The organism is Burkholderia anthina (assembly GCF_001547525.1).
GTDB classification, from domain to species: domain Bacteria; phylum Pseudomonadota; class Gammaproteobacteria; order Burkholderiales; family Burkholderiaceae; genus Burkholderia; species Burkholderia semiarida.
In genome coordinates this window covers 49,626-70,314 of record NZ_CM003769.1, presented here as the reverse complement: position 1 = coordinate 70,314, position 20,689 = coordinate 49,626, and the positions used below count along the sequence as shown (strand labels likewise).

Annotated in this window: 21 protein-coding genes and 1 pseudogene; 8 read left to right on the top strand and 14 right to left on the bottom strand. The window is 65.0% G+C overall.

The window, feature by feature from the left end; all coding sequences use genetic code 11:
• The first annotated feature begins 277 nt into the window (after positions 1-277).
• Together WS64_RS16675 and WS64_RS16670 are read left to right on the top strand one after the other, a co-directional pair.
• A complete protein-coding gene (locus WS64_RS16675) occupies positions 278-1,573 on the top strand; it encodes an MFS transporter (RefSeq protein ID WP_059637460.1) in 1,296 nt (431 codons plus the stop codon).
• Between the two features lie 55 nt (positions 1,574-1,628).
• The gene (locus WS64_RS16670; RefSeq protein WP_059577966.1) at positions 1,629-2,420 is read left to right on the top strand and encodes a substrate-binding domain-containing protein; all 792 of its coding nucleotides are present in this window, start codon (positions 1,629-1,631) and stop codon (positions 2,418-2,420) included.
• A 24-nt stretch (positions 2,421-2,444) separates the two neighbouring features.
• On the opposite strand, the gene dctA is transcribed toward WS64_RS16670, so the two are convergent.
• Entirely contained in the window at positions 2,445-3,773 is a 1,329-nt protein-coding gene (gene dctA, locus WS64_RS16665; RefSeq protein WP_060967025.1) for a C4-dicarboxylate transporter DctA, read from the bottom strand.
• Positions 3,774-3,807: 34 nt separating this feature from the next.
• Positions 3,808-4,731, bottom strand: a complete 924-nt coding sequence (locus WS64_RS16660; RefSeq protein WP_059578053.1) for a LysR family transcriptional regulator — start codon at positions 4,729-4,731, stop codon at positions 3,808-3,810.
• Between the two features lie 249 nt (positions 4,732-4,980).
• On the opposite strand from WS64_RS16660, the gene WS64_RS16655 reads away from it, so the two are divergent.
• From WS64_RS16655 to WS64_RS16635, 5 genes are all read left to right on the top strand, one after another.
• Positions 4,981-5,880, top strand: a complete 900-nt coding sequence (locus WS64_RS16655) for a LysR substrate-binding domain-containing protein (RefSeq protein ID WP_059637451.1) — start codon at positions 4,981-4,983, stop codon at positions 5,878-5,880.
• Between the two features lie 156 nt (positions 5,881-6,036).
• Positions 6,037-6,786: an SDR family NAD(P)-dependent oxidoreductase gene (locus WS64_RS16650; protein WP_059637448.1), complete on the top strand. Its 750-nt coding sequence runs from the start codon at positions 6,037-6,039 to the stop codon at positions 6,784-6,786.
• 74 nt (positions 6,787-6,860) lie between these two features.
• The gene (locus WS64_RS16645; protein ID WP_060011052.1) at positions 6,861-8,186 is read left to right on the top strand and encodes an MFS transporter; all 1,326 of its coding nucleotides are present in this window, start codon (positions 6,861-6,863) and stop codon (positions 8,184-8,186) included.
• Between the two features lie 40 nt (positions 8,187-8,226).
• Positions 8,227-9,072 carry a transketolase gene (locus tag WS64_RS16640; RefSeq protein ID WP_060967024.1) on the top strand — a complete coding sequence of 282 codons (846 nt, stop codon included), beginning with the start codon at positions 8,227-8,229 and terminating at the stop codon, positions 9,070-9,072.
• Complete coding sequence (locus tag WS64_RS16635) at positions 9,069-10,067, top strand: transketolase family protein (RefSeq protein ID WP_060967023.1); 999 nt, start codon at positions 9,069-9,071, stop codon at positions 10,065-10,067. Before WS64_RS16640 ends, WS64_RS16635 begins: the two co-directional genes overlap by 4 nt.
• A 67-nt stretch (positions 10,068-10,134) precedes the next feature.
• On the opposite strand, the pseudogene WS64_RS16630 reads toward WS64_RS16635, so the two are convergent.
• The 10 genes and pseudogenes from WS64_RS16630 to WS64_RS16595 form a co-directional block, all read right to left on the bottom strand.
• Positions 10,135-10,371, bottom strand: a pseudogene (locus WS64_RS16630) (hypothetical protein); the annotation flags it as partial.
• Between the two features lie 155 nt (positions 10,372-10,526).
• On the bottom strand, positions 10,527-10,952 hold the full coding sequence (locus WS64_RS16625) for an Hsp20/alpha crystallin family protein (RefSeq protein ID WP_060967465.1): 426 nt from the start codon (positions 10,950-10,952) through the stop codon (positions 10,527-10,529).
• A 39-nt stretch (positions 10,953-10,991) separates the two neighbouring features.
• Complete coding sequence (locus WS64_RS16620) at positions 10,992-11,435, bottom strand: Hsp20/alpha crystallin family protein (protein ID WP_059577984.1); 444 nt, start codon at positions 11,433-11,435, stop codon at positions 10,992-10,994.
• A 335-nt stretch (positions 11,436-11,770) separates the two neighbouring features.
• Entirely contained in the window at positions 11,771-11,962 is a 192-nt protein-coding gene (locus WS64_RS16615; RefSeq protein WP_059637432.1) for a hypothetical protein, read from the bottom strand.
• Positions 11,963-12,207: 245 nt separating this feature from the next.
• Positions 12,208-12,402 (bottom strand): hypothetical protein, encoded by a 195-nt coding sequence (locus WS64_RS16610; RefSeq protein ID WP_060967022.1) that lies wholly within the window; start codon positions 12,400-12,402, stop codon positions 12,208-12,210.
• Between the two features lie 114 nt (positions 12,403-12,516).
• Complete coding sequence (locus tag WS64_RS16605; protein ID WP_060967021.1) at positions 12,517-12,831, bottom strand: hypothetical protein; 315 nt, start codon at positions 12,829-12,831, stop codon at positions 12,517-12,519.
• 132 nt (positions 12,832-12,963) lie between these two features.
• Positions 12,964-15,009 (bottom strand): transketolase, encoded by a 2,046-nt coding sequence (gene tkt / locus WS64_RS16600; RefSeq protein WP_060967020.1) that lies wholly within the window; start codon positions 15,007-15,009, stop codon positions 12,964-12,966.
• A 291-nt stretch (positions 15,010-15,300) separates the two neighbouring features.
• Complete coding sequence (locus tag WS64_RS32980) at positions 15,301-15,693, bottom strand: colicin immunity protein (protein WP_244166606.1); 393 nt, start codon at positions 15,691-15,693, stop codon at positions 15,301-15,303.
• Positions 15,660-15,917 carry a colicin E5-related ribonuclease gene (locus WS64_RS32975; RefSeq protein WP_244166620.1) on the bottom strand — a complete coding sequence of 86 codons (258 nt, stop codon included), beginning with the start codon at positions 15,915-15,917 and terminating at the stop codon, positions 15,660-15,662. The genes WS64_RS32980 and WS64_RS32975 overlap by 34 nt, the downstream gene beginning before the upstream one ends.
• Before the next feature lie 95 nt (positions 15,918-16,012).
• Complete coding sequence (locus WS64_RS16595; protein WP_059637421.1) at positions 16,013-16,372, bottom strand: type II toxin-antitoxin system HicB family antitoxin; 360 nt, start codon at positions 16,370-16,372, stop codon at positions 16,013-16,015.
• 832 nt (positions 16,373-17,204) lie between these two features.
• On the opposite strand from WS64_RS16595, the gene WS64_RS16585 reads away from it, so the two are divergent.
• Entirely contained in the window at positions 17,205-18,902 is a 1,698-nt protein-coding gene (locus tag WS64_RS16585; RefSeq protein WP_060967019.1) for a M4 family metallopeptidase, read from the top strand.
• Between the two features lie 162 nt (positions 18,903-19,064).
• Here the strand turns inward: WS64_RS16585 and WS64_RS16580 are convergent, their stop codons facing one another.
• On the bottom strand, positions 19,065-20,054 hold the full coding sequence (locus WS64_RS16580) for an ABC transporter substrate-binding protein (RefSeq protein ID WP_060967018.1): 990 nt from the start codon (positions 20,052-20,054) through the stop codon (positions 19,065-19,067).
• A 51-nt stretch (positions 20,055-20,105) separates the two neighbouring features.
• The gene (locus WS64_RS16575; protein WP_060967017.1) at positions 20,106-20,450 is read right to left on the bottom strand and encodes a DUF3088 domain-containing protein; all 345 of its coding nucleotides are present in this window, start codon (positions 20,448-20,450) and stop codon (positions 20,106-20,108) included.
• Between the last annotated feature and the right edge of the window lie 239 nt (positions 20,451-20,689).

Sequence of the window (20,689 nt, the reverse complement as noted above, 5' to 3'; positions counted from 1 at the left end):
TCCGGCTGCAATTGCGCCGGGCAAATCCGGGTTAACGGCACGGGTAACGGAAAATCGAGGCCGACATGGCCGCCGGCGGACGGCCGCGGCATCGCGAGACGCGGCGGCGCGTGCGGCCACTCCCGGAGCGGTGGAGATTCCGGTCGATTGATAACCATATCGCATCAATCATTCCGAAAATCGCACTTATCGTTTCATCAATACCGCGCCAACATGCCGGAAAACGACAATCGACCCGCCCCTCCCGCGTATTCCAGGATTTTCAGGAGACACCCCGATGCATCCCTCGTCCAGCCTTCCGGCCGAACGTTCGAAGGCCGCCGCGATCTTTCGCGTCACGGCCGGCAATTTTCTCGAGCAGTTCGACTTCTTCCTGTTCGGCTTCTACGCCACGCAGATCGCCAACGTCTTCTTTCCCGCGCAAAGCGAATTCGCGTCGTTGATGATGACCTTCGCCGTGTTCGGCGCCGGCTTCCTGATGCGGCCGCTGGGCGCCATCGTGCTGGGCGCGTACATCGACGAGGTCGGCCGCCGCAAGGGCCTGATCGTCACGCTGTCCATCATGGCGAGCGGCACCATCCTGATCGCGTTCGTGCCGGGCTACGCGACGATCGGCCTGCTGGCTCCGGTGCTCGTGCTGATCGGCCGGCTGCTGCAGGGCTTCTCCGCGGGCGCCGAACTCGGCGGCGTGTCGGTCTATCTCGCCGAGCTGGCGACGCCGGGCCGCAAGGGCTTCTTCACGAGCTGGCAATCGGCGAGCCAACAGGTGGCGATCGTCGTTGCCGCGGGCCTCGGCTTCGCACTCAATCAGTCGCTGAGCGTGGCGCAGATCGCCACCTGGGGATGGCGCGTGCCGTTCTTCGTCGGCTGCATGATCGTGCCGTTCATCTTCATGCTGCGCCGCAACCTGGAGGAAACCCGGGAATTCAAGGCGCGCAAGCATCGCCCGGGCATGAAGGAAGTGTTCGGCACGCTGGTCCAGAACTGGGGCGTCGTGATCGCCGGCATGATGCTGGTCGCGATGACCACCACGAGCTTCTACCTGATCACCGTCTATGCACCGACCTTCGGCAAGACGGTGCTGCATCTGAGCACCGCCGACAGCCTGCTCGTGACGCTCTGCGTCGGCGTGTCGAACTTCGTGTGGCTGCCGATCGGCGGGGCGCTGTCCGACCGGATCGGCCGCCGGCCGCTGTTGGTCGGCATGACGATGCTTGCCGTCGTGACCGCCTACCCGGCGCTGTCGTTCCTCGCTCACGCGCCGTCGTTCGCGAACATGCTGCTCGTCCTGCTCTGGCTGTCGTTCATGTACGGCATCTATAACGGTGCGATGGTCGTCGCGCTCACCGAAGTGATGCCGGTGCAGGTGCGCGTCGCGGGCTTCTCGCTCGCGTACAGCCTCGCGACGGCCGTGTTCGGCGGCTTCACGCCGGCCATTTCGACCGGGCTCATTCACATGACGGGCGACAAGGCCGCACCGGGCTACTGGATGAGCTTCGCCGCGGTGTGCGCGCTGCTCGCGACGTTCGCGCTCTATCGTCGCCACGCGGCGACGTTGACGCCCGCGCATTGATGTCCCGCTCATCCGGAACGTTCACTCGTACCCACGAATCCGCACGACCACGACCATGAGAAATCCGCTTCTGAAATTCTGCGCGACCGCGCTCGTCGCCACCGCGGCGGTGGCGGCCAACGTCCACAACGTACAGGCCGCCGAACTGCACGTGATGAGCTCGGGCGGCTTCACCGCCGCCTACAAGGTGCTCGGCCCCCGGTTCGCGTCCACGTCGGGCAACACGCTCGCGACCGCGCTCGGCCCGTCGATGGGCAAGTCGCCCGAAGCGATTCCGAACCGGCTCGCGCGCGGCGAGCCCGCCGACGCCGTCATCATGGTCGGCTACGCGCTGGACGATCTGATCAAGCAAGGCAAGGTCATCCCCGAATCCCGCGTCGAGCTGGCCGATTCGCGCATCGGCATGGTCGTGCGCGACGGCGCGGCGAAGCCCGACATCAGCACCGCCGAAGGCCTCAAGCAGGTGCTGCTGCACGCGAAATCGATCGCCTATTCGGACAGCGCGAGCGGCGTGTACGTCGAGCGCGAGCTGTTCAGGAAGCTCGGCATCGAGGAGCAGGTGAAGTCGAAGGCGAAGATGATTCCGCGGATTCCGGTGGCGTCGGTCGTCGCGAACGGCGACTACGAAATCGGCTTCCAGCAGGTCAGCGAGCTGCTGCCCGTCAAGGGCGCGACCTTCGTCGGCAAGATTCCCGAATCGCTGCAGTCCGTCACGCGCTTCGCCGCCGGCATCCCGGTCGGCGCGCAGCACCCGCGGGAAGCGAAGGCGCTGCTCGACTATCTTGCGTCGCCCGACGTGCAGGCCGACGTGAAAGCGACCGGCCTGGATTCCGTTTCCGCACATTGAGCCCGATCGACGGAAGGCTTGGCGTCAGACCGCCTTCCCGTCACCGCCGCCGTTCGCGGCGGCACCGTCTTCATCGGCCGCGTCCGCCGATGCCGGCCCGGCCACGGCGAGCCGCCGCACCAGCCGCGTACGATCGCACGCGCCTTCCCACGACGACACGAAAATTACCGCGCATGCATTGCTGATCACGCTGGTCAGCGCGCGCGCCTCCGACATGAAGCGATCGATGCCGACCAGCAGCGCCACGCCGGCGACGGGCAGGTCGGGCATCACGGCAAGCGTCGCGACCAGCGCCACGAGCCCGCTGCCGGACACGCCGGCCGCTCCCTTGGACGTGAGCAGCATGATCGCGAGCATCGTCGCGATCTGCGGCGCGGAAAGCGGGATGTCGCACGCCTGCGCGATGAACAATGCCGCGAGCGTCAGATAGATCGCGGTACCGTCCAGATTGAACGAATAGCCGGCCGGCAGCACGAGCCCCACCACGCCCTTGTCGCAGCCGAGCGCTTCCAGCTTGACGATCAGGCGCGGCAGGACCGGCTCCGTGGACGACGTCGCGAGGACGATCAGCAATTCCTCGCGCAGGTAGCGCAGGAGCCGCCACAGCGCGAAGCCGTGCAGCCGCGCGAGCGGCGCGAGCACCAGCGCGACGAACAGCACGCAGGCCACGTAGAAGCACACCATCAGCTTCGCGAGCGAGCCGACCGAGCCGATGCCGAAGCGGCCCACCGTGAACGCCATCGCGCCGAATGCGCCGAGCGGCGCGAGCCGCATGATCATCGCCAGCACGCGAAAGACGACCTGGGCGATGCCGTCGATCAGCGCAAGAACGGGCCGGCCGGCGCGCGGGTGCGCATTCAGCGAGAAACCGAACAACAGCGACAGCAGCAGCACCGGCAATACTTCGCCGGTCGCGAATGCGCCGAGCATCGTGTCCGGAATCACGCCGAGCGCGAACGCCACGAGGCTGCGTGGCTCCGCATGCCTCGCATACGGCGCCAGGATGCTCGCATCCAGATGATGGACGTCGATGTGCATGCCGGCGCCCGGTTGCAGCACGTACGCGGCGGCGAGCCCGAACGCGAGCGCGGCGGCCGTCAACAGATAGAAGAGGGCGAGCGCCCGCACGATCGTGCGGCCGATGGCCCGCCCGTCCGACAACGACGTGATGCCCGACACGATCGTGCAAAAGACGATCGGGGCGATGGTCATCTTCACGAGCGCGACGAACGCGTCGCTGAGCGGCTTGAACATCGCGCCTGCGGCCGGCCACGCGTGACCGATGCCGATGCCGAGCATCATCGCGAGCAGGACCTGCACGTAGAGCGATTTGAACAGCCGGGCCCACCTCACGATGCCGTCTTCCTTCCTTTGCGTGCCGTCGTCGTCATGCCGATGTGCCGTTGCCGGCGGCGCCCCCGCGCTTCGCGTCGACGATCATCCGGTGAAACGCCTCGGCGGCCGGCGTCAGCGAGCGCCCGCGCCGTTTGACGATGCCCACGCGCCGTTTCACGGCCGGCTCGACGAGCGGCACGCTCGTGAGGACAGGATGGTCATGCCCCGGCATCGCCATCGACGGCACCGCGGCGACGCCGAGCCCCGCCTCGATCAGGCCGAGCAGGGTCGTGACGTGGCGCGCCTCGCACACGCTCGGCTTACGCGGCGCGACGGCCGCCAGCGCCTGGTCGAGCAGCAGGCGGTTACCGGAGGTCTTGTCCACCGACACGTAATCGTGCTCGTAGAGTTCGCTCCAGGTCACGCGCTTCCGGCGCGCGAGCGGGTGGTCGCGACGACAGGCGGCGACGAACCGTTCCTGGAGCAACACCTTGAACTCGATCTCGGCCTCCTGGCTGCCGAGGAAGCTCACGCCGAAATCCGCCTCGCCGCTGATGACGGCGCCGAGCACGTCGTTCGCGCCGGCGTCGAGCAGTTTCACCCGGATGCGCGGAAAGCGCTGATGATAGCGGGCGATGATGGGCGGCAGGAAGTAGTAGGCGACCGACGGCACGCAGGCGATCGTCACATGGCCCAGGCGGCTCGACGACACGTCGCGGATGCCGAGCAGCGCGGCGTCGAGATCGTCGAGCAGTTGTTCGGCGCTCTGCGCGAACACGCGGCCGACGGTGGTGAGCGCGACGCGGCGCGTGGTGCGCTCGAAGAGCCGCACGCCGAGCGCGTCTTCGAGCTTGTCGATCCGGCGGCTCAACGCAGGCTGGGAAAGGTTGACCGCATCGGCGGCCTTGCGGAAACTGCCCGTTTCCACCACCGCGCGAAACGCCTGCAAGTCCGTCAAATCGAAGTTGATGCTCACGGGTGAATCTCCGCCACTCAGGATGCGCAGCATTTTGCATGATTCCGCCGGCATCATGCGTGCGGCGTCGCCCGTGCGGCGGCGATCGCGCCGCGCGGTGCGCCGCCGGGTCGGTCACGATGCCGAGGGCCGCGCCGCGAATCGATCGTTCCGAGCCCCTTCCTGATGTACCGTATCGCTTTTGGCCGGGCAATGCTTCAGCGCGGCGCCGGCCATTCGGGCGAGCCGCTCTCTTCAACGGATTCCAGCATGCGCATTCCACCGCTCAAGGCCATCATCGCGTTCGAAAGCGTCGCCCGGACCAAAAGCGTCAACCGCGCGGCGGAAGAGCTCGGCCTGACCGCGTCCGCCGTGAGCCATCAGCTCAGCAACCTCGAATCGCAGATCGGTCAGCCGCTGTTTCAGCGCGCCGGGCGCGGCCTCGTCCTCACGCCGACCGGCGAGCGCTATCTGGCCGACGTCACCGGCTCACTGGCCGACCTGAGCCGCGCGACCGAGCGCGCGTCGAGCCGCACGGAAGTCGATATCCTGCGCGTGCATTCGAGCCCGAGCTTCGGGCTGATGTGGCTGCTGCCACGACTGTCGTCGTTCCAGGAGGCGAACGGCGATATCCAGCTGAACCTCGCGTGCTCATACGAAAACGTGTCGTTCTCGAACGGCTTCTACGACATCGACGTCCGGCACGGCTACGGCAACTGGGACAATCTCGAGGTCCGGACCGTGCGCGGCGAGTTCATCGCGCCGCTCGCGTCGCCGCGCTATCTCGAACGGCATCCGGTGAACGCGCCGGAAGACCTGCTCGCGCATCGTCTGATCTATTCCGAAACGCCGCTGGTCCAGTGGAAACAGTGGTTCGGGCGGACCGGCGTCCCGCTTGCGGCCCAGAAGACCTTCGATTTTTCGTTCGATCGTTCGTACATGTCGCTCGAAACCGCCGCGCTCGGCCTCGGCATCGCGCTCGAAAGCCTGATGCTCGCGTCGGTGAAGATCCGCGAAGGGCTGCTGGTGCCGGTCTTCGGCACGGCCCACGCGGTCGAAGTCGGCGCGCATCATCTCGTATACCCGCGGCAGAACGCGGAACTGCCGCGCGTGAAGCGCTTCCTTGCCTGGATCGAGCGGGAGGTCGCCGCTCACGAGCGGGCGGATTGAACGACACGTCCGGCGGCGTGCCCCCGATATTGCGGTGCAGCACCGGCAGCCGGCCGATATCTGAAATTTTCTCAACTATGGCTGAACGTTTCCGCGTTGATGCGGGTGCCCGGTGAGCCGACACTCCGGACAACACATCAACACAGGAGACAAGCGATGTTGCTCGACAACCAGGCCATCATCGTGACCGGCGCCGCGTCGCCACGCGGTATCGGCAAGGCGACGGCCCGCGCGCTGGCCGCGCAGGGCGCGCGCGTGGCGATCCTCGACCTTCGCCGCGAAGACGCGGAAGCGGCCGCCGCCGAACTCGGCCGCGACCATCTCGGCCTCGCATGCGACGTCACCGACCGCGACGCATGCGTGGCGGCCGCCCGCGCGGCGCTGGAGCGCTTCGGCCGCATCGACGGCCTCGTGAACAACGCCGGCATCACGCAGCCCGTGCGCACGCTGGATATCTCGGCGCGCGATTTCGATGCGATCGTCGACGTGAACCTGCGCGGCACGCTGTACATGTCGCAAGCGGTGCTGCCCGCGATGAAGGCGCAGCGCGGCGGCAGCATCGTCTGCATGTCGTCGGTCTCCGCGCAACGCGGCGGCGGCATTTTCGGCGGGCCGCACTACAGCGCCGCCAAGGCCGGCGTGCTCGGCCTCGCGAAGGCGATGGCGCGCGAATTCGGCGCCGACCGTATCCGCGTCAATTCGATCGCGCCCGGCCTGATCCAGACCGACATCACCGGCGACAAGCTGACGCCCGACATGCGCGAGGACATCATCAAGGGCATTCCGCTCGGCCGGCTCGGCGATGCCGCCGATGTCGCCAATGCGTGCCTGTTCCTGCTGAGCGACCTGTCGAGCTACCTGACGGGCGTCACGCTCGACGTCAATGGCGGGATGCTGATTCACTGAGAACGGCGTCGCCCGATAAGTGGCGCCGACCATTATGCACCCGGGACAACCCGGGGCCATGGCAGGAGACAGACATGAGAGCAAAGTACCCCGCATCGCCGGTTCAGGGCGAGACGCTGCAACGGGACGACGCGCAGACCTTCGAGACCGCCACGTACGCGAAGGTGGCGCGCAGGCTGATCCCGTTCCTGATGTTGTGCTACCTCGGCGCGTATCTCGACCGCGTCAACGTCGGGTTCGCGAAATTGCAAATGCTCAACGACCTGCGTTTCAGCGAGGCCGTCTACGGCATGGGCGCGGGCATCTTCTTCCTCGGCTATTTCATGTTCGAGGTGCCGAGCAACCTGATCCTGCATCGCGTCGGCGCGCGCCGCTGGCTCGCGCGCATCATGCTGACGTGGGCGGTGATCTCGGCGAGCTTCGTGTTCGTCAAGTCGCCCACCGCGTTCTACGCGCTGCGGTTTCTGCTCGGCGTCGCCGAAGCGGGCTTTGCGCCGGGCGTGATCCTGTACCTCACGTACTGGTTCCCGTCCGCGCGGCGCGCGAAGGCGCTGTCGCTGTTCTTCATGGCGATTCCGCTCGCCGGGATCGTCGGCGGGCCGCTGTCGGGCGCGATCATGCATGCGCTGCACGGCGCAATGTCGCTGGCCGGCTGGAAGTGGTTGTTCCTGCTCGAGGCGCTGCCGTCGTTCGTGCTGGGCTTCGCGATCCTGCTGTATCTCGACGACGGCATCGCCGGCGCGACATGGCTGACCGACGCCGAAAAGGCCTTGCTCGCACGCAACGTATCGGCCGACGCCGAGCACACCACTGCCCATGCATCGATCCGTACGTTCGTCGCGGACCGTCGCCTCTGGCTGATGGCGGCGATCTACTTCTGCGTCGTGCTCGGGCAATACGGCCTCACGTTCTGGCTGCCGACGATCATCCGCAAGGCGGGCGTGGCCGATCCGCTGTGGGTCGGCCTGCTGACCGCGATTCCGTATGCCTGCGCGATCGTCGCGCTGCCGCTGATCGGCATCAGCGCGGATCGCCGCCGCGAGCGCCGTTTCCATCTCGCGGTGCCGATGCTGGTCGCGGCGGCGGGCTTTGCGACGTTGCCGATGCTCGGTAGCGTCGGCGCGTCGATCGTGTGCCTGAGTATCGCGTCCGCCGGCATCCTCGCGTCGTCGTCGCAGTTCTGGTCGCTGCCCACCGCATTGCTGGGCGGGATGTCGGCGGCAGCCGGCATCGCCGCGGTCAACTGCTTTGCCAACCTCGCGGGTTTCTTCTCGCCGGCGATCGTCGGCTGGCTGAACGACCTGACCGGCAAGTCGACCGCGGGACTCGTGTTCATCTCCATCGCGATCACGGCCGGCGCGCTGCTGGTGTTCCTCGTGCCCCGATCCGTCAACCGCTGATTCGATTCGTATTCCTTCCCACCTGATACTGGAGATATCGATGGATACCGAAACCATTCATGAACCGGTCACGCTCGCCGAGCGCGCGTACCGCATCCGAAGAAATGCCGTGCTGATGGGCGAAGTGCAGGGGCAGGGCTATGTCGGCCAGGCGCTCGACATCGCCGACGTGCTGGCCGTCGCGTATTTCGGCGCGATGCGCTATCGCGCCGACGATCCCGAATGGGAAGGGCGCGACCGCTTCCTGCTGTCGAACGGGCACTACGCGATCGCGCTGTACGCGGCGCTGTTCGAAGCTGGCATCCTGCCGGCCGCTGAACTCGAAACCTATGGCAGCGACGACAGTCGCCTGCCGATGTCCGGCATGGCGAGCTACACGCCCGGCATGGAAATGTCCGGCGGCTCGCTCGGGCAGGGGCTGACGATCGCGGTCGGCCGTTGTCTCGGCCTGAAGCGCAAGGGCTCGGATGCGTTCGTCTATACGTTGTTCTCAGACGGCGAGCTCGACGAAGGCGCGATCTGGGAAGGGCTGATGTCGGCCGCGCACTGGAAGCTCGACAACCTGATCGCGATCGTCGACGTGAACAACCAGCAGGCCGACGGCCCGTCGACCCAGATCATGGCGTTCGAGCCGCTGGTCGACAAGCTCGAGGCGTTCGGCTGGTACGTGCAACGCGTGGACGGCAACGACATCGATGCGGTCAAGCGCGCGTTCGACCACGCGCGCCTGCATCACGCGCCGCAGCCGCGCATCATCGTCTGCGACACGAGGATGGGGTGCGGCGTGCCGTTCCTCGAAGCACGCGAGAAAAGCCATTTCATCCGGGTCGATGCGCACGAGTGGCAACTCGCGCTCGACGCACTCGAAGCAGGGAGACACGCATGAGCACCGTCGACAACAAGCCGCGCCTGAAGACCTCGGCGATGATCGCCTCCATCGCGGCGGAAGGGCAGGCGACCCGCGCCGCGCCGTTCGGCCATGCGCTGACCGAACTCGCACGCACGAACGGCAACGTGATCGGCATGACGGCCGATCTCGGCAAATACACCGACCTGCACATCTTCGCGAAGGCATTTCCCGAGCGTTACTACCAGATGGGCATGGCGGAGCAATTGCTGATGGGCGCCGCGGCCGGGTTTGCGCACGAAGGCGCGCAGCCGTTCGTCACGACCTATGCGGTGTTTGCAACGCGCCGCGCGTACGACTTCATTCATCAGGCGATTGCCGAGGACAATCTCGATGTGAAGCTCGTCTGCGCGCTGCCGGGGCTCACGACCGGCTACGGGCCGAGCCATCAGGCCGCCGAGGATCTCGCGCTGATGCGCGCGATGCCCAACATGACCGTGATCGATCCGTGCGACGCGCTGGACATCGAGCAGATGGTGCCGGCCATCGCCGCGCACAACGGGCCGGTGTATGCCCGTCTGCTGCGCGGCAACGTGCCGGCCGTGCTCGACGAATACGATTACCGTTTCGAACTCGGCAAGGCCAAGCTGCTGCGCGACGGCAACGACGTCCTGCTGATCTCGTCCGGCATCATGACGATGCGCGCGCTCGAGGTCGCGAAGGCGCTCGAAGCCGACCGCGTCGACGTCGCCGTGCTGCACGTACCGACGATCAAGCCGCTCGACACGGCGACCATCGTCCGCGAGGCCGCGCGCAAAGGGCGCATGGTCATCGTCGCGGAGAACCATACGGCGATCGGCGGGCTTGGCGAAGCGGTGGCGACCGCGTTGCTCGGGGCCGGTGTTACCGTACCATTTCGGCAGATCGCACTGCCGGATGCGTATCTCGCAGCGGGCGCGTTGCCGACGTTGCACGAGCGGTACGGGATCTCGGTCGGCGCGATGCGAGCGACTATCAGGTCGTGGCTCGGATGATCGGCCGACCGTCCTGGCGTCGCGTGCGCCGTTCGCGATCCGAATCGCTGCTTGACCCGGCTCGATTACGTCTGACATACCGGTCCGACACGACGGACCGTCGCTGGATCCACGCGACGGCGAGTTCGAGCGCCTGGTCGCATGCTTCGCGGGTATCGGCGAAGTCGCCGTCGACGCCGAGCGTCCGGGTTTCCCCGTCGCGATCCGTGAGGATCGCCGCCGCCGAGTAGCGGCCCGTCTCCGTGTCGGTCACCACGGCCCGGACCTCATATCCGCCATGTTCGAGCGTCCTGTTGGTATGCATCGGGTGCCTCCTGCAGGAAAATTGGACAGGTGTGACGACGCGCTGGCGCCGCCGCGAAAGCGGGGCGCCAGCACTTCATGCCGCGAGCGCAAGCGCGGGATGCCGGCAAGCGTCGCGGGTCGCGCCGGTCGATGAAACGCGGCCGGCGCGTCCGCTTATGCCGCCGTCACCTGGATGCGCCGCGGCTTCGCTTCTTCGCGCCGCGGGATGCTCAGTTTCAGCACGCCGTCGCGCAGTTGCGCGTCGATGCGCGACACGTCGAAGTCCGGGCTGAGCGTAAAGGCGCGCGAGAAGTGCGGATGCTGCACTTCGCCGTGCTGCAGGCGCAGCCCCGGTGGCGTCGGAATGACGGCCTCCGCTTCGATCGCAAGGCTGCCGTCATGCACGCGGACGTCGAGCTTTTCGCGCGGCACGCCCGGCAAGTCCGCGTACAACGTGATGCCGTGCGTATCCTCGACGATGTCGACGGCTGGCGCAATCCGCGTGCGCGGCGTGTCGCGCTGAGCCGGTTCGCGGCTCGTCACGGCCGTCCCGGTATCGGCCGAACGGGTCGTCAATTCAGTCGTGTTGGTGTCACTCATGATGTCCTCCGTCATGCGTTCGTGACGTTGCGCTGTTGTTTACTGGACGGTAATCGCCCGCGGCTTCGATGCTTCCGACTTGCCGACGGTGATCGTCAGGCAGCCGTTCGTATAGCGGGCCTCGATCTTGTCGGGGTCCGCATGCGGCGGGAGTTCGACCACGCGGCGGAACGCGCCCATGAACCGCTCGTTCGCGTAGACGCGCCGCTCGTCGTCGGCCGTGGCGCCGTCCGGGGGCGTGCGCTCGCCGCTGATCGTCAGCAGCCGGCGATCGACCGAGATGTCGATCTTCGCGGGGTCGAGACCCGGCGCGAACGCGACGATCTCGACCGTATCGTCGGTGCTGCCGATATTGACCGGTGGAAACGCACCGGGCCGCGGGGCGCGCAGGCTGGCCGGAAAACCCGTGAACATGCCGGCCATCTGCCGTTGCAGGCGGTCGAATTCCGCCAGCAGATCGGAGGGGAAGAAGATATCGCTCATGACTCGCTCCTGTTGTACCCCTGCGGGGGATGAACCGGACCACGCGCTCCAGTTCGTCCATCCGCGATGAGGGTCGCTGACTAACAAATCGAAACACGCAGCGCGTAAACCGCGACTGCCTTGAGCGATACCTAAAATAGGATGCGTCGAGCGAATTTCAAGAGGGGAGCGCACGCGATCCGCATGTAGTCGGTCACGTGGCGCGTAGCCGGCTCGCTGCCGCGCATTGGCGGCTGGTGGAGAGAGGGGACACGGAGAGGAAGAAAAGGCGGAATTTGCAACGCATGCGAATAGACGCGGCGGCGTGGCTACGCCGTCGCGCCGGTTTCGTGCGCTCAACGCGCCGGGCCCGACGGCGGCTTCACTTCGGAGAGGTCGTCCTCGCGAACCTCGGCCTGACGCACCGTGGTACCGTCGTCGCCGGTTTCTGAAATATCGGTTTCGAAGGTCGACTGCCCGTCGTCGGGTTTCTGGGCAGGTTTCGCGTCGCCGTCCTGTTTGTCCGGCTGTTGCTGTTGACGTGTCATTTTGCGCTCCTTGTCGCAACGGGGAATGTTGCGCACCTTGCAGTGAGCAAGGCGCGGGCCACGCGCATGCGGATCCCGACCCGAGCGGTACGGCCCCATTCGTTGTCGCCGAAAATTGACGCCGCTGGTCCAGGGACTGCTGCCGGCGATTACGTCCATCGTGGAGGTCGGGTCGCGCCTGCTCCTTTCCGGCCACGCGGCGCGAGCCGCACGGCGATCACCGCGGCCCGCCGCCACCGCGCGGGCTATTGCGCCCCCGTCGTCCGCATCCGCTTCGTATTCGGCAACGGCGCGTGCTGCATCGGCCCCTTGACGAGTTCGCTCATCGCGTCGCGGATCCAGCGGTTGGCCGGCTCGTGATGAAAGCGCGGATGCCAGTGCAGATAAAGCTCGTACGTGGGGGCGGCAGTCAGATCGCGGTGCTGGCAGGGCTGCGGCATCGCTTCTAGCGTACGAACGGCGCGCACCGGCCTGCGCGCGTGCCGATCCGGACAGTATCGTCACGACGATCCGCGAACGAATCGCCGTGTACGACATCACGCCGGAGCCATGCTTTACGCGTCTTTCAGCCAGGGCATTTCCACGGGCGACACGACCAGTTGCCGGAATTCGCGTTTCAGATCGAAGATAAATCCGACCAGGATCATCGAGTCGGCGTAAGGAATCGGAAAGACCTGCGGATTTTCCGGTGTACGCAGCGGGCGCTCCGGCGTGTCCGCCGTCGCCGCGGCGTTTTCGCGAACGCTTTCCAGGTCGTCTGCCATGGCCGGGCCGCCGACTTTCAGCACGCGGCTACGCAGGTCGCTGAAGGGTTCGATGCGCGCGGCGTCTTCGTGGTACTCGGGCACTTCATAAACGAACCAGGACATTGTCGTCTCCCATGAGAAGGGGCGCTATTCTAACGCTACGCGAGAATCCACCGAAAATGGAGGCCGCCCACTTCTCCAGGCATGTCTACGCGCCCTGCGAAGTCATCGCATCTCAGGCGGATCGCGGCAATGTCACGCTTCGGATAACGCCTGATGCGCCGCGCGAACAACCGCGTCGACCGTAATGTCGAACTTCCCGTACACGTCCTTGATTTTCCCGGACTCGCCAAAGCTGTGCATTCCGACGAACCGGCCTTGCGGACCGATGTACCGCTCCCATCCCAGTTCGACGGCCGCCTCGACCGCGACTCTCGCAGGAGACGTGCCGAGCACGGCCCGTTGATAATCGCGTGACTGTTCCTCGAAGAGCAGGCGGCACGGCATCGATACAACGGCCGTCGGCACTCCTTCCTGTTGCAGGATGTCGCGTGCCTGGACGGCGAGGTCGACCTCCGAACCTGTCGCGAGCAGCGTGAGTCGGCGCGGCCCGCCCTCGGCCTCCCGCAAGATATAGGCGCCCCGCGCCGACTTGTTTTCGTTTCCAGGCTCGTTGCGCAGAAGCGGCACCGGCTGGCGCGACAATGCGAGGAGTGCAGCCCGGCGGGGCTGTTCGAGAATCAGCTCCCAACATTCTGCCGTTTCGACCGGATCGGCCGGCCGGTAGACGGCGAGTTGGGGAATGGCCCGAAGGGCGGCAAGGTGTTCGACGGGTTGATGAGTCGGGCCATCTTCTCCGAGACCGATGGAATCGTGCGTCATCACGAAGATGGATCGCACCCGCATCATCGCGCTCAACCGGATCGCCGGACGGCAGTAATCCGAAAAACACAGGAAGGTGCCACCGTACGGAATGAGGCCTCCATGAAGCGCGATGCCGTTCATGGCCGCGGCCATGCCGTGTTCGCGCACGCCGTAGTGGAGGTATGAACCTTTGAACCGGCCGGGGTCGATCGCGATCTGGTTCTTCGTCCTCGTATTGTTGGACTGCGTCAGATCCGCGGAGCCGCCCAGCAATTCCGGAATCGCGTCGACGAGATGATCGAGCACCGCACCGCTGGCCTTGCGGGTGGCCATTGCACTGCCACTGGCAATAAATGCCTGCCGTGCCGCCGCGATCGCCGCCTGCCAGTTATCCGGGAGCTTTCCGGCATTGCGCCGGTCGAATTCGGTGCGTAGCGCCTGCGGCGCCCGGCGGACACGCTCATCCCACGCGAGTCTCGTCTTGCGGCCGCGCGCGCCGATCTCCCGCCATGCTTTCAGCAAGTCATCCGGGATTTCAAACGGCGGCGAATGCCAATCGAGGGCCTGGCGTGCGCCCGCGATTTCATCCTCGCCCGGCGCATCGCTATGGGCTTTCTCGGTTCCAGCCTTCGTCGGAAAGCCGAACCCGATGATCGTCTTGCATGCGATCAGGGTCGGCCGGTCAGGCGTTGCGCGGGCGGTCGCGATAGCGTTCCGGATCGCATCCGTGTCGTGACCGTCGATTTCCAGGAAGTGCCATCCCGCCGAGTGAAAGCGCTCGATCTCGTTGTCCGAGACCGCGAGCCGGGTGGCGCCGTCGATGGAAATCGAATTGTTGTCCCAAAACGCGATCAGTCTGCCCAACCGTAGGTGGCCGGCCAACGAAATGGCCTCGTGGCTGATGCCTTCCATCAGGCAACCGTCACCGAGAAATACGTATGTGTAGTGATCGACGAGATCGTCGCCGAAGTGCGCATTCATCACACGCTCGGCCAACGCCATGCCGACGGATTCCGCGATGCCTTGTCCGAGGGGGCCGGTAGTCAGTTCGATTCCGTCGGCGTGCGAGTACTCCGGATGACCCGGCGTCTTGCTGCCGACTTGCCGGAACCGCTTCAGCTCGTCAATGGTCATGTCGGCGTAGCCGGTGAGATAGAGAAGGCTGTAGAGCAGCATCGACGCGTGCCCGTTTGAAAGGATCAACCGGTCGCGATCGATCCAGTGGGGCGCCGATGCATCGAATTGCATGAACTCCTTGAACAGGACCGTCGCGACGTCGGCCAGCCCCATCGGCGCACCAGGATGGCCGCTGTTGGCTTTCTGTACTGCGTCCATGGCGAGGAAGCGGATACAGTTCGCCAACGCGCGAAGATGGGGATCTCGTGGGGACGGTACTGCTTTTGCAGCCGTCCGGGAGTTTGCGGTGGGATCGCTCATCGGTTCTCCTGTTTTGGTCGGGAAAGACGAGGCTGCGGTGCAATATGCATACCTTCTCGACGGGGATGGGGGCTCTGGTTGGTTTTGGACTCGACCCTTTTAAATTGATAAACGTTATTATGTAAAATTGCGAGAACCATTGATGAATTGTGGAGCTAACTAGCATTCTTGCGACCGGACGCGAGTCCATTCAAAGAAAGCGAGTCCTGACAAAGCTTTCTGCACCTCCGTCGCCCCTAGATTTCAATGTTTTATCTAAGGGGTAGCGTCGAGTAGGAACAACATAGGTTGTCAAGGATCGGCGTGCCGTCTGGGTTTCCAGCCTGTCATCGGCGGGGCCGTCACCAAGAAAACGTCATGAGGAGGACTCTCCGACCGAATGAACTCGGCTGCCCTTTTGTTATTTTGTTGGGCAGTGTCCAAGTCAATGGGAGGATCAGCGCCATCCCAAATACAATCGACTCTCGCTTCGAATCCGGGGTTACGCCAGATTCCACCTTCGATTCGAGCGACAACCACACCATGTTTGGCTGCTTGCTCGCAAACAGCGATTGCCGCTTCTGCCGTGAGTTTCATCACAATACTGCCAGCAAGGGAGAAAAAATCATTCGATGAATCGTATACGCGGTGATGATCGATATTCATTGTGTTCATTTCCATTTGATCCGACCATCGGGAATCCATGTTGGATCATTCTTCCCGCTCACCTGGAGAACTTCTCCGGTTATGTCATTTACTATGACATAACCATCCTGTGACCCATACACAGTCGCCGGGTCATTTCTGGGAATACCATCCGGAGTCTTCGATGCCCCCCGATTGTCCATCGTCGTCCCTGCAGGGCCATCGTCAACGGTCGCCTGAACCTCTTTATCCGTCCACCCGCGCTCGTCGGTCTGCCGCGCGATTTTGTCGTCGATAATAAGATTGCGTGACGCTGGTTTCGGCCATCAGATCGCGCGAGAGCCATCGACCCGATACGTCATATTTCCAACAACCTCTATCAGGCGTGTGCAGCACGTTCGAGCACTTCGCGCGCGGCGCGCCCCAATACCTCTTCCGACCATTGATTCACGCTCTCGCCTGCAACGGCCGCCGCGACACCGACGGCCGCGTGTGTCTCAGGATTGAGTCGCAGCATCAGCTTTCCAGACGCAGGCTTTTGCGGTGATCGCCCCATGCGTGCGCATTCTTCGAGATAGTGGTCGACGGCCGCATGAAAATCCTGCGTCAGCTCGGCGACCGTCTCACCGTGAAAACTGATCTTGTCGTCGACGCCGAGCACGTGCCCGACAAAAATATTGTCGCGGCCGTCAAAATCGACGCGAGCGTAATAGCCCTTGTACGTCATTGCGTTGGTCATGGCTTTATCCCCTATTCGTTGAACCAGTCGCGCGCATCCTCCACCTGATAGCGCTTTGCCTCGTGGATGCGGGCGATGCAGGTATCGGCGCCCCCCCGTTCAGCTTGAAGGCGATGCGCGACCCGGCGCTTGCGTGAATGCTGCCGCCCAGCGCGACAACCAAAGCTTCGATATCCGCGCACACGATGCCGCCGAAGGTTGGCTTCGTATAGATCGCGGTCAGCGTGCGAGCGCGTTTCGTTTTCATGGGTGGGCGATATCAGAAATTGATATCACCAGACGGGTGAATGATAGCAAAATGTGCTATCTGCTTCCCCCCCGACGCGATAGCAGGCCGCTGGCGCCGCCGGCCGTTGGGGCGGTCTCGGGTATTCCTGTGAGGCCGCACGCCTAGCAGAGCGGCGGACGTCGGGGTTAGGGGCCGGGGCAGGTGCACGAGCCTCCGACCCCGCGCCCGGAAATCGCAGTCCCCTCCCCGCCGGCCTCTCTCTAAATAGGTCGTTTTTGATGCACCGACGGCCAACCGCGCAAACGCCACCGGGTACTTCATCTGATCACACCTGCCTCGCCCGAATATCACAAAGTTTCGACGTTATCCACCGCAGTGGGCCGCCTCCGATATTCCCGCCGCACCCGAAATAACCATTTAAAATTCCTCACCAAATACCGACTTGATTAACGGCAGCGAAATGAAAAATTAATAATAAAGAAAATATCTTGTAATTATAAAAACGACCTCCTAGCATCCCCCTGCTGTTCGCGACATGTCTTGTTTAAAAGTCATCACTTGATGCATTCCTCGAACAAACCCATTCATAACCTGGGGAATTACATGAAGAAACTGTCTCGACTGCTGCCCATCACCGCGATTACCATCGCGAGTCTCAGCGCTTTTGCCCAGGCCGGCGACCCGCCGGCCGCAGTCGACAAGGCGCTGCAACTGATCCAGCAGAACCCGGCCGCCTTCAGTGTGGCTACCGGCGGCACGGCACGCACGTTGAAGTTCGCAGGGCCGCAAGCAACCGCACCGACCGATGGCGATCAGTTCCAGGTACGTGACGTGATCGTCGATCCCGACGGCACCGAGCACGTGCGCTTCGACCGGTTCCATGCGGGCCTGCCCGTGATAGGCGGCGACGTGGTGGTCCACTCGAGCAAGGGGCAACTGAAGCAGGCCAGCGTGACCCAGCTCGCACCGATCAATCTCGCCGGCACGATCGGCAAGGTCGGGAACCGCGCCGTGGTGCGCAACGCACCCGACGTAGGCGCGACGCGGGCCAGACACATCGCGGCCGCACGCTTCAACTCGGACGTGCGCCGCGTCGACGACCCGGAACTCGTCGTGTTCGCACGCGACATCACGCCGACGCTGGCCTACGCGGTGCGCGTCTACGGCAAGGCGACCGATACGCACGGCGACGCCGTGCTGTACTACGTCGATGCACGCACCGGCACCGTGCTCGACGCACAGGACCTGATCAAGACCGCCGCCGCGACCGGCACCGGACGCTCGCTGTACTACGGCAACCTGACGCTCACGACGGACCAGACCGGCACGAACGCGTACCGGATGCTCGACCCGGGCCGCGGCGGCGGTTCCGTCTACGATGGCCGCGGGCTGAGCTCGGACGAAGTCGAACAGGCGACCGACCTGCCGATCTTCACGAGCAGCACGAACGTGTGGGGCAACAATACGACCACCGACCGGCAGACCGTCGCGGCAGACATCGACTACGGGCTCGCGTTGACTTGGGACTACTACAAGACCACGCACAACCGCAACGGCATCTTCAACGACGGCCGCGGCGTGAAAAGCTACGCCCACGTGGTGTTCAATACCGGCAGCGGCACGACCGGCGCGAACGCGGCATGGCTGTCGTCGCGCGTGATGGCATACGGCGACGGCGAGCCGGGCACGCGCCTGCCGAAACCCGTGGTGTCGGTCGACGTTGCCGGGCACGAAATGAGCCACGGCGTGACCGAGGCCACCGCCAACCTGAACTATTCGGGCGACGCGGGCGGCCTGAACGAGGCGACGTCCGACATCTTCGGCACGCTGGTGAAGTTCTATGCGAACAATCCGAACGATCCCGGCAACTACGTGATCGGGGCGCGCGTCGTGAGCGGCGGCCTGCGGAAGATGTACAAGCAGGATCTCGACGGCCGGTCGTACAGCTGCTATCCGTCCGGCGGCTTCTCGTGGTCGAATCCGCGCCACGATCCGCATTTCACGTCGGGTGTCGGCAACCGCTTCTTCTACCTGCTGTCGGAAGGGCCGACGGTGCCGTCCACCGACACCGGCCTGTCGAGGACGCAACTGGTCTGCAACGGCGACACGACCTTCAGCGGGTTGGGCCGCGACAAGGCCGGCAAGATCTGGTACCGGACGCTGACCGTGTACCTGAACGCCAACTCGAGCTACCCGAACGCGCGGCGTGCGTCGATCCAGGCGGCGAATGACCTGTACGGCGTGAACTCGGCCGAAAGCGCGACGGTCGCGCGCGCGTGGAGCGCGGTCGGGGTGAACTGACGGCGTGCGGGTGAACGCGTCGAACGCCGAACGTGGCGTGGCGGGGCCTCGCTTCGGAGGAGAGCGATTCGGTCATGGTCACGCGGCGCTCGAGTGAATGACGGGAATGTGCCAACCGGCCGCCTGTACGCGCAGGCGGTCGGCGGCCGCGCGGGTTTCGCATCATCCCGCCGCAACCAGCGGATTGAACGACGTGTCCCACAACGGGGCGACATGGGCCGTCCCGTCCAGCACGCCGATGCGGGCAAACACGTCTGCGACCTGCTGGTGCTGGGCGACCACGTCGGGCGTCACCGGCAGCAGCGCGTAGTCCTCGCTGCGCTGGTCGAACATCGTGACGAGGTCGGCAACCGGCACGCGCGTCTCGCGATTCTGCGCGATGGCGTAGTCGCGGAAATGCCCGTTCGCCCACGCATACGCACGCCGGAACCGCAGCAGCAGATCGCCCGTTGCCGCGCGGCGGCGCGCGTCGTCGAGCGTGCGCGGATTCGCGTACACCGGAAAATTGCCCGACAGATAGCCCTTCCCCGTTTTCAGCACGCGGGCGCCGTAGCGATTGCGCGCGAGCTGGCCGTTGTAGCCATAGATCGCCCACGCGTCGATGTCGCCGCGATCGTACGCGGACAACCCGTCGGTCGGAGACAGGTTGATCGGCTGGATATCGTCGAAGCTCAGGCCGGCTTCGGCCAGTTGTCGATACAGGAAATAGTGCGAGGTCGTCGCGCGCACGTAGCCGACGCGCTTGCCCTTCAGATCGGCGATGCCGCGGATCGGCGTGTCCTTGCGCGCGAGCGTGACCTGGTTGTTCAGGTCTTCGCGCACACGCGAGATGAATCTCACATTGGCTTTCTGGCGCGCGGCGAACACGGCGGGAATTTCGCTACCCGAACCGATATCGAGCGCGTCCGCGTTGAGCGCCTCGATATGCAGCACGCCGTTGTTCAGCTCGCGCCACTCGATCCGGTACGGCGTGTCGCCGAGCCCGGCTGCCTGCAGCAGCGCGCGCCAGCCGCCCTTGTAGGTCGCGACGCGCAACGTCGTGCCGGCCAGATCGGCGTCGGCGGCCGGCGCGGCGAACGCGGCCAATGGATGCGCCGCCACTGCGGCGCCGGCAAGCAGCAGGCGGCGACGTACCGCCGACATTGACGACATCGGATGCTCCTGTCGATCGGATGGAATCGGATGGAAAGCGAAACCGCCGCGTCAATGCAGCGCCGGAAAGCCGTGGCGCTCGGCCAGCAGTTCGAGGATGCGGCGCGCGTCGGTGACGAAGCGCACGTCGCCGAGCGTCTGCGCATCGTCCGGCGCGGGCCGGTCGCGGCCCAGCACGAGCACCGGCAGACCCTGGTGCGCGTCGTCGAGCGCGTCGATCACCGCAGGCCGCGGCCGCTCGAAGCCGACGCGCTCCACGTCGAGGCGCGCCGCGAGATCGGGCGCGCTCGCCAGCAGCCCCTCGATCGGCAGTCCATGCGGACAGACGAAGCGCCGGCCCGGATGCTTCGGATCGGCAAAGCCCGGTTCCAGCAGAAACAGTACATCGCGACTCATGTCAAACGGCTCCTTTGTCGTTGATCGGCCCAATCGGCAAGCGCGCATGCCGAGCGCCCTGCCGCTCACGAGGCATGCTGGCCCGCGGCCGGATGCCAGACTCTACCGTTGCGCCCCGCGCGGCCCTACCAACGTTTTGCGAAATCGATATGCGAACGCGCATAGCGCATCGTCCGGTCGCCGCCTAGCGGTCGTTGCGTAAACGCATCGCCGTGCAAACGACGGGTATTGCGCATATC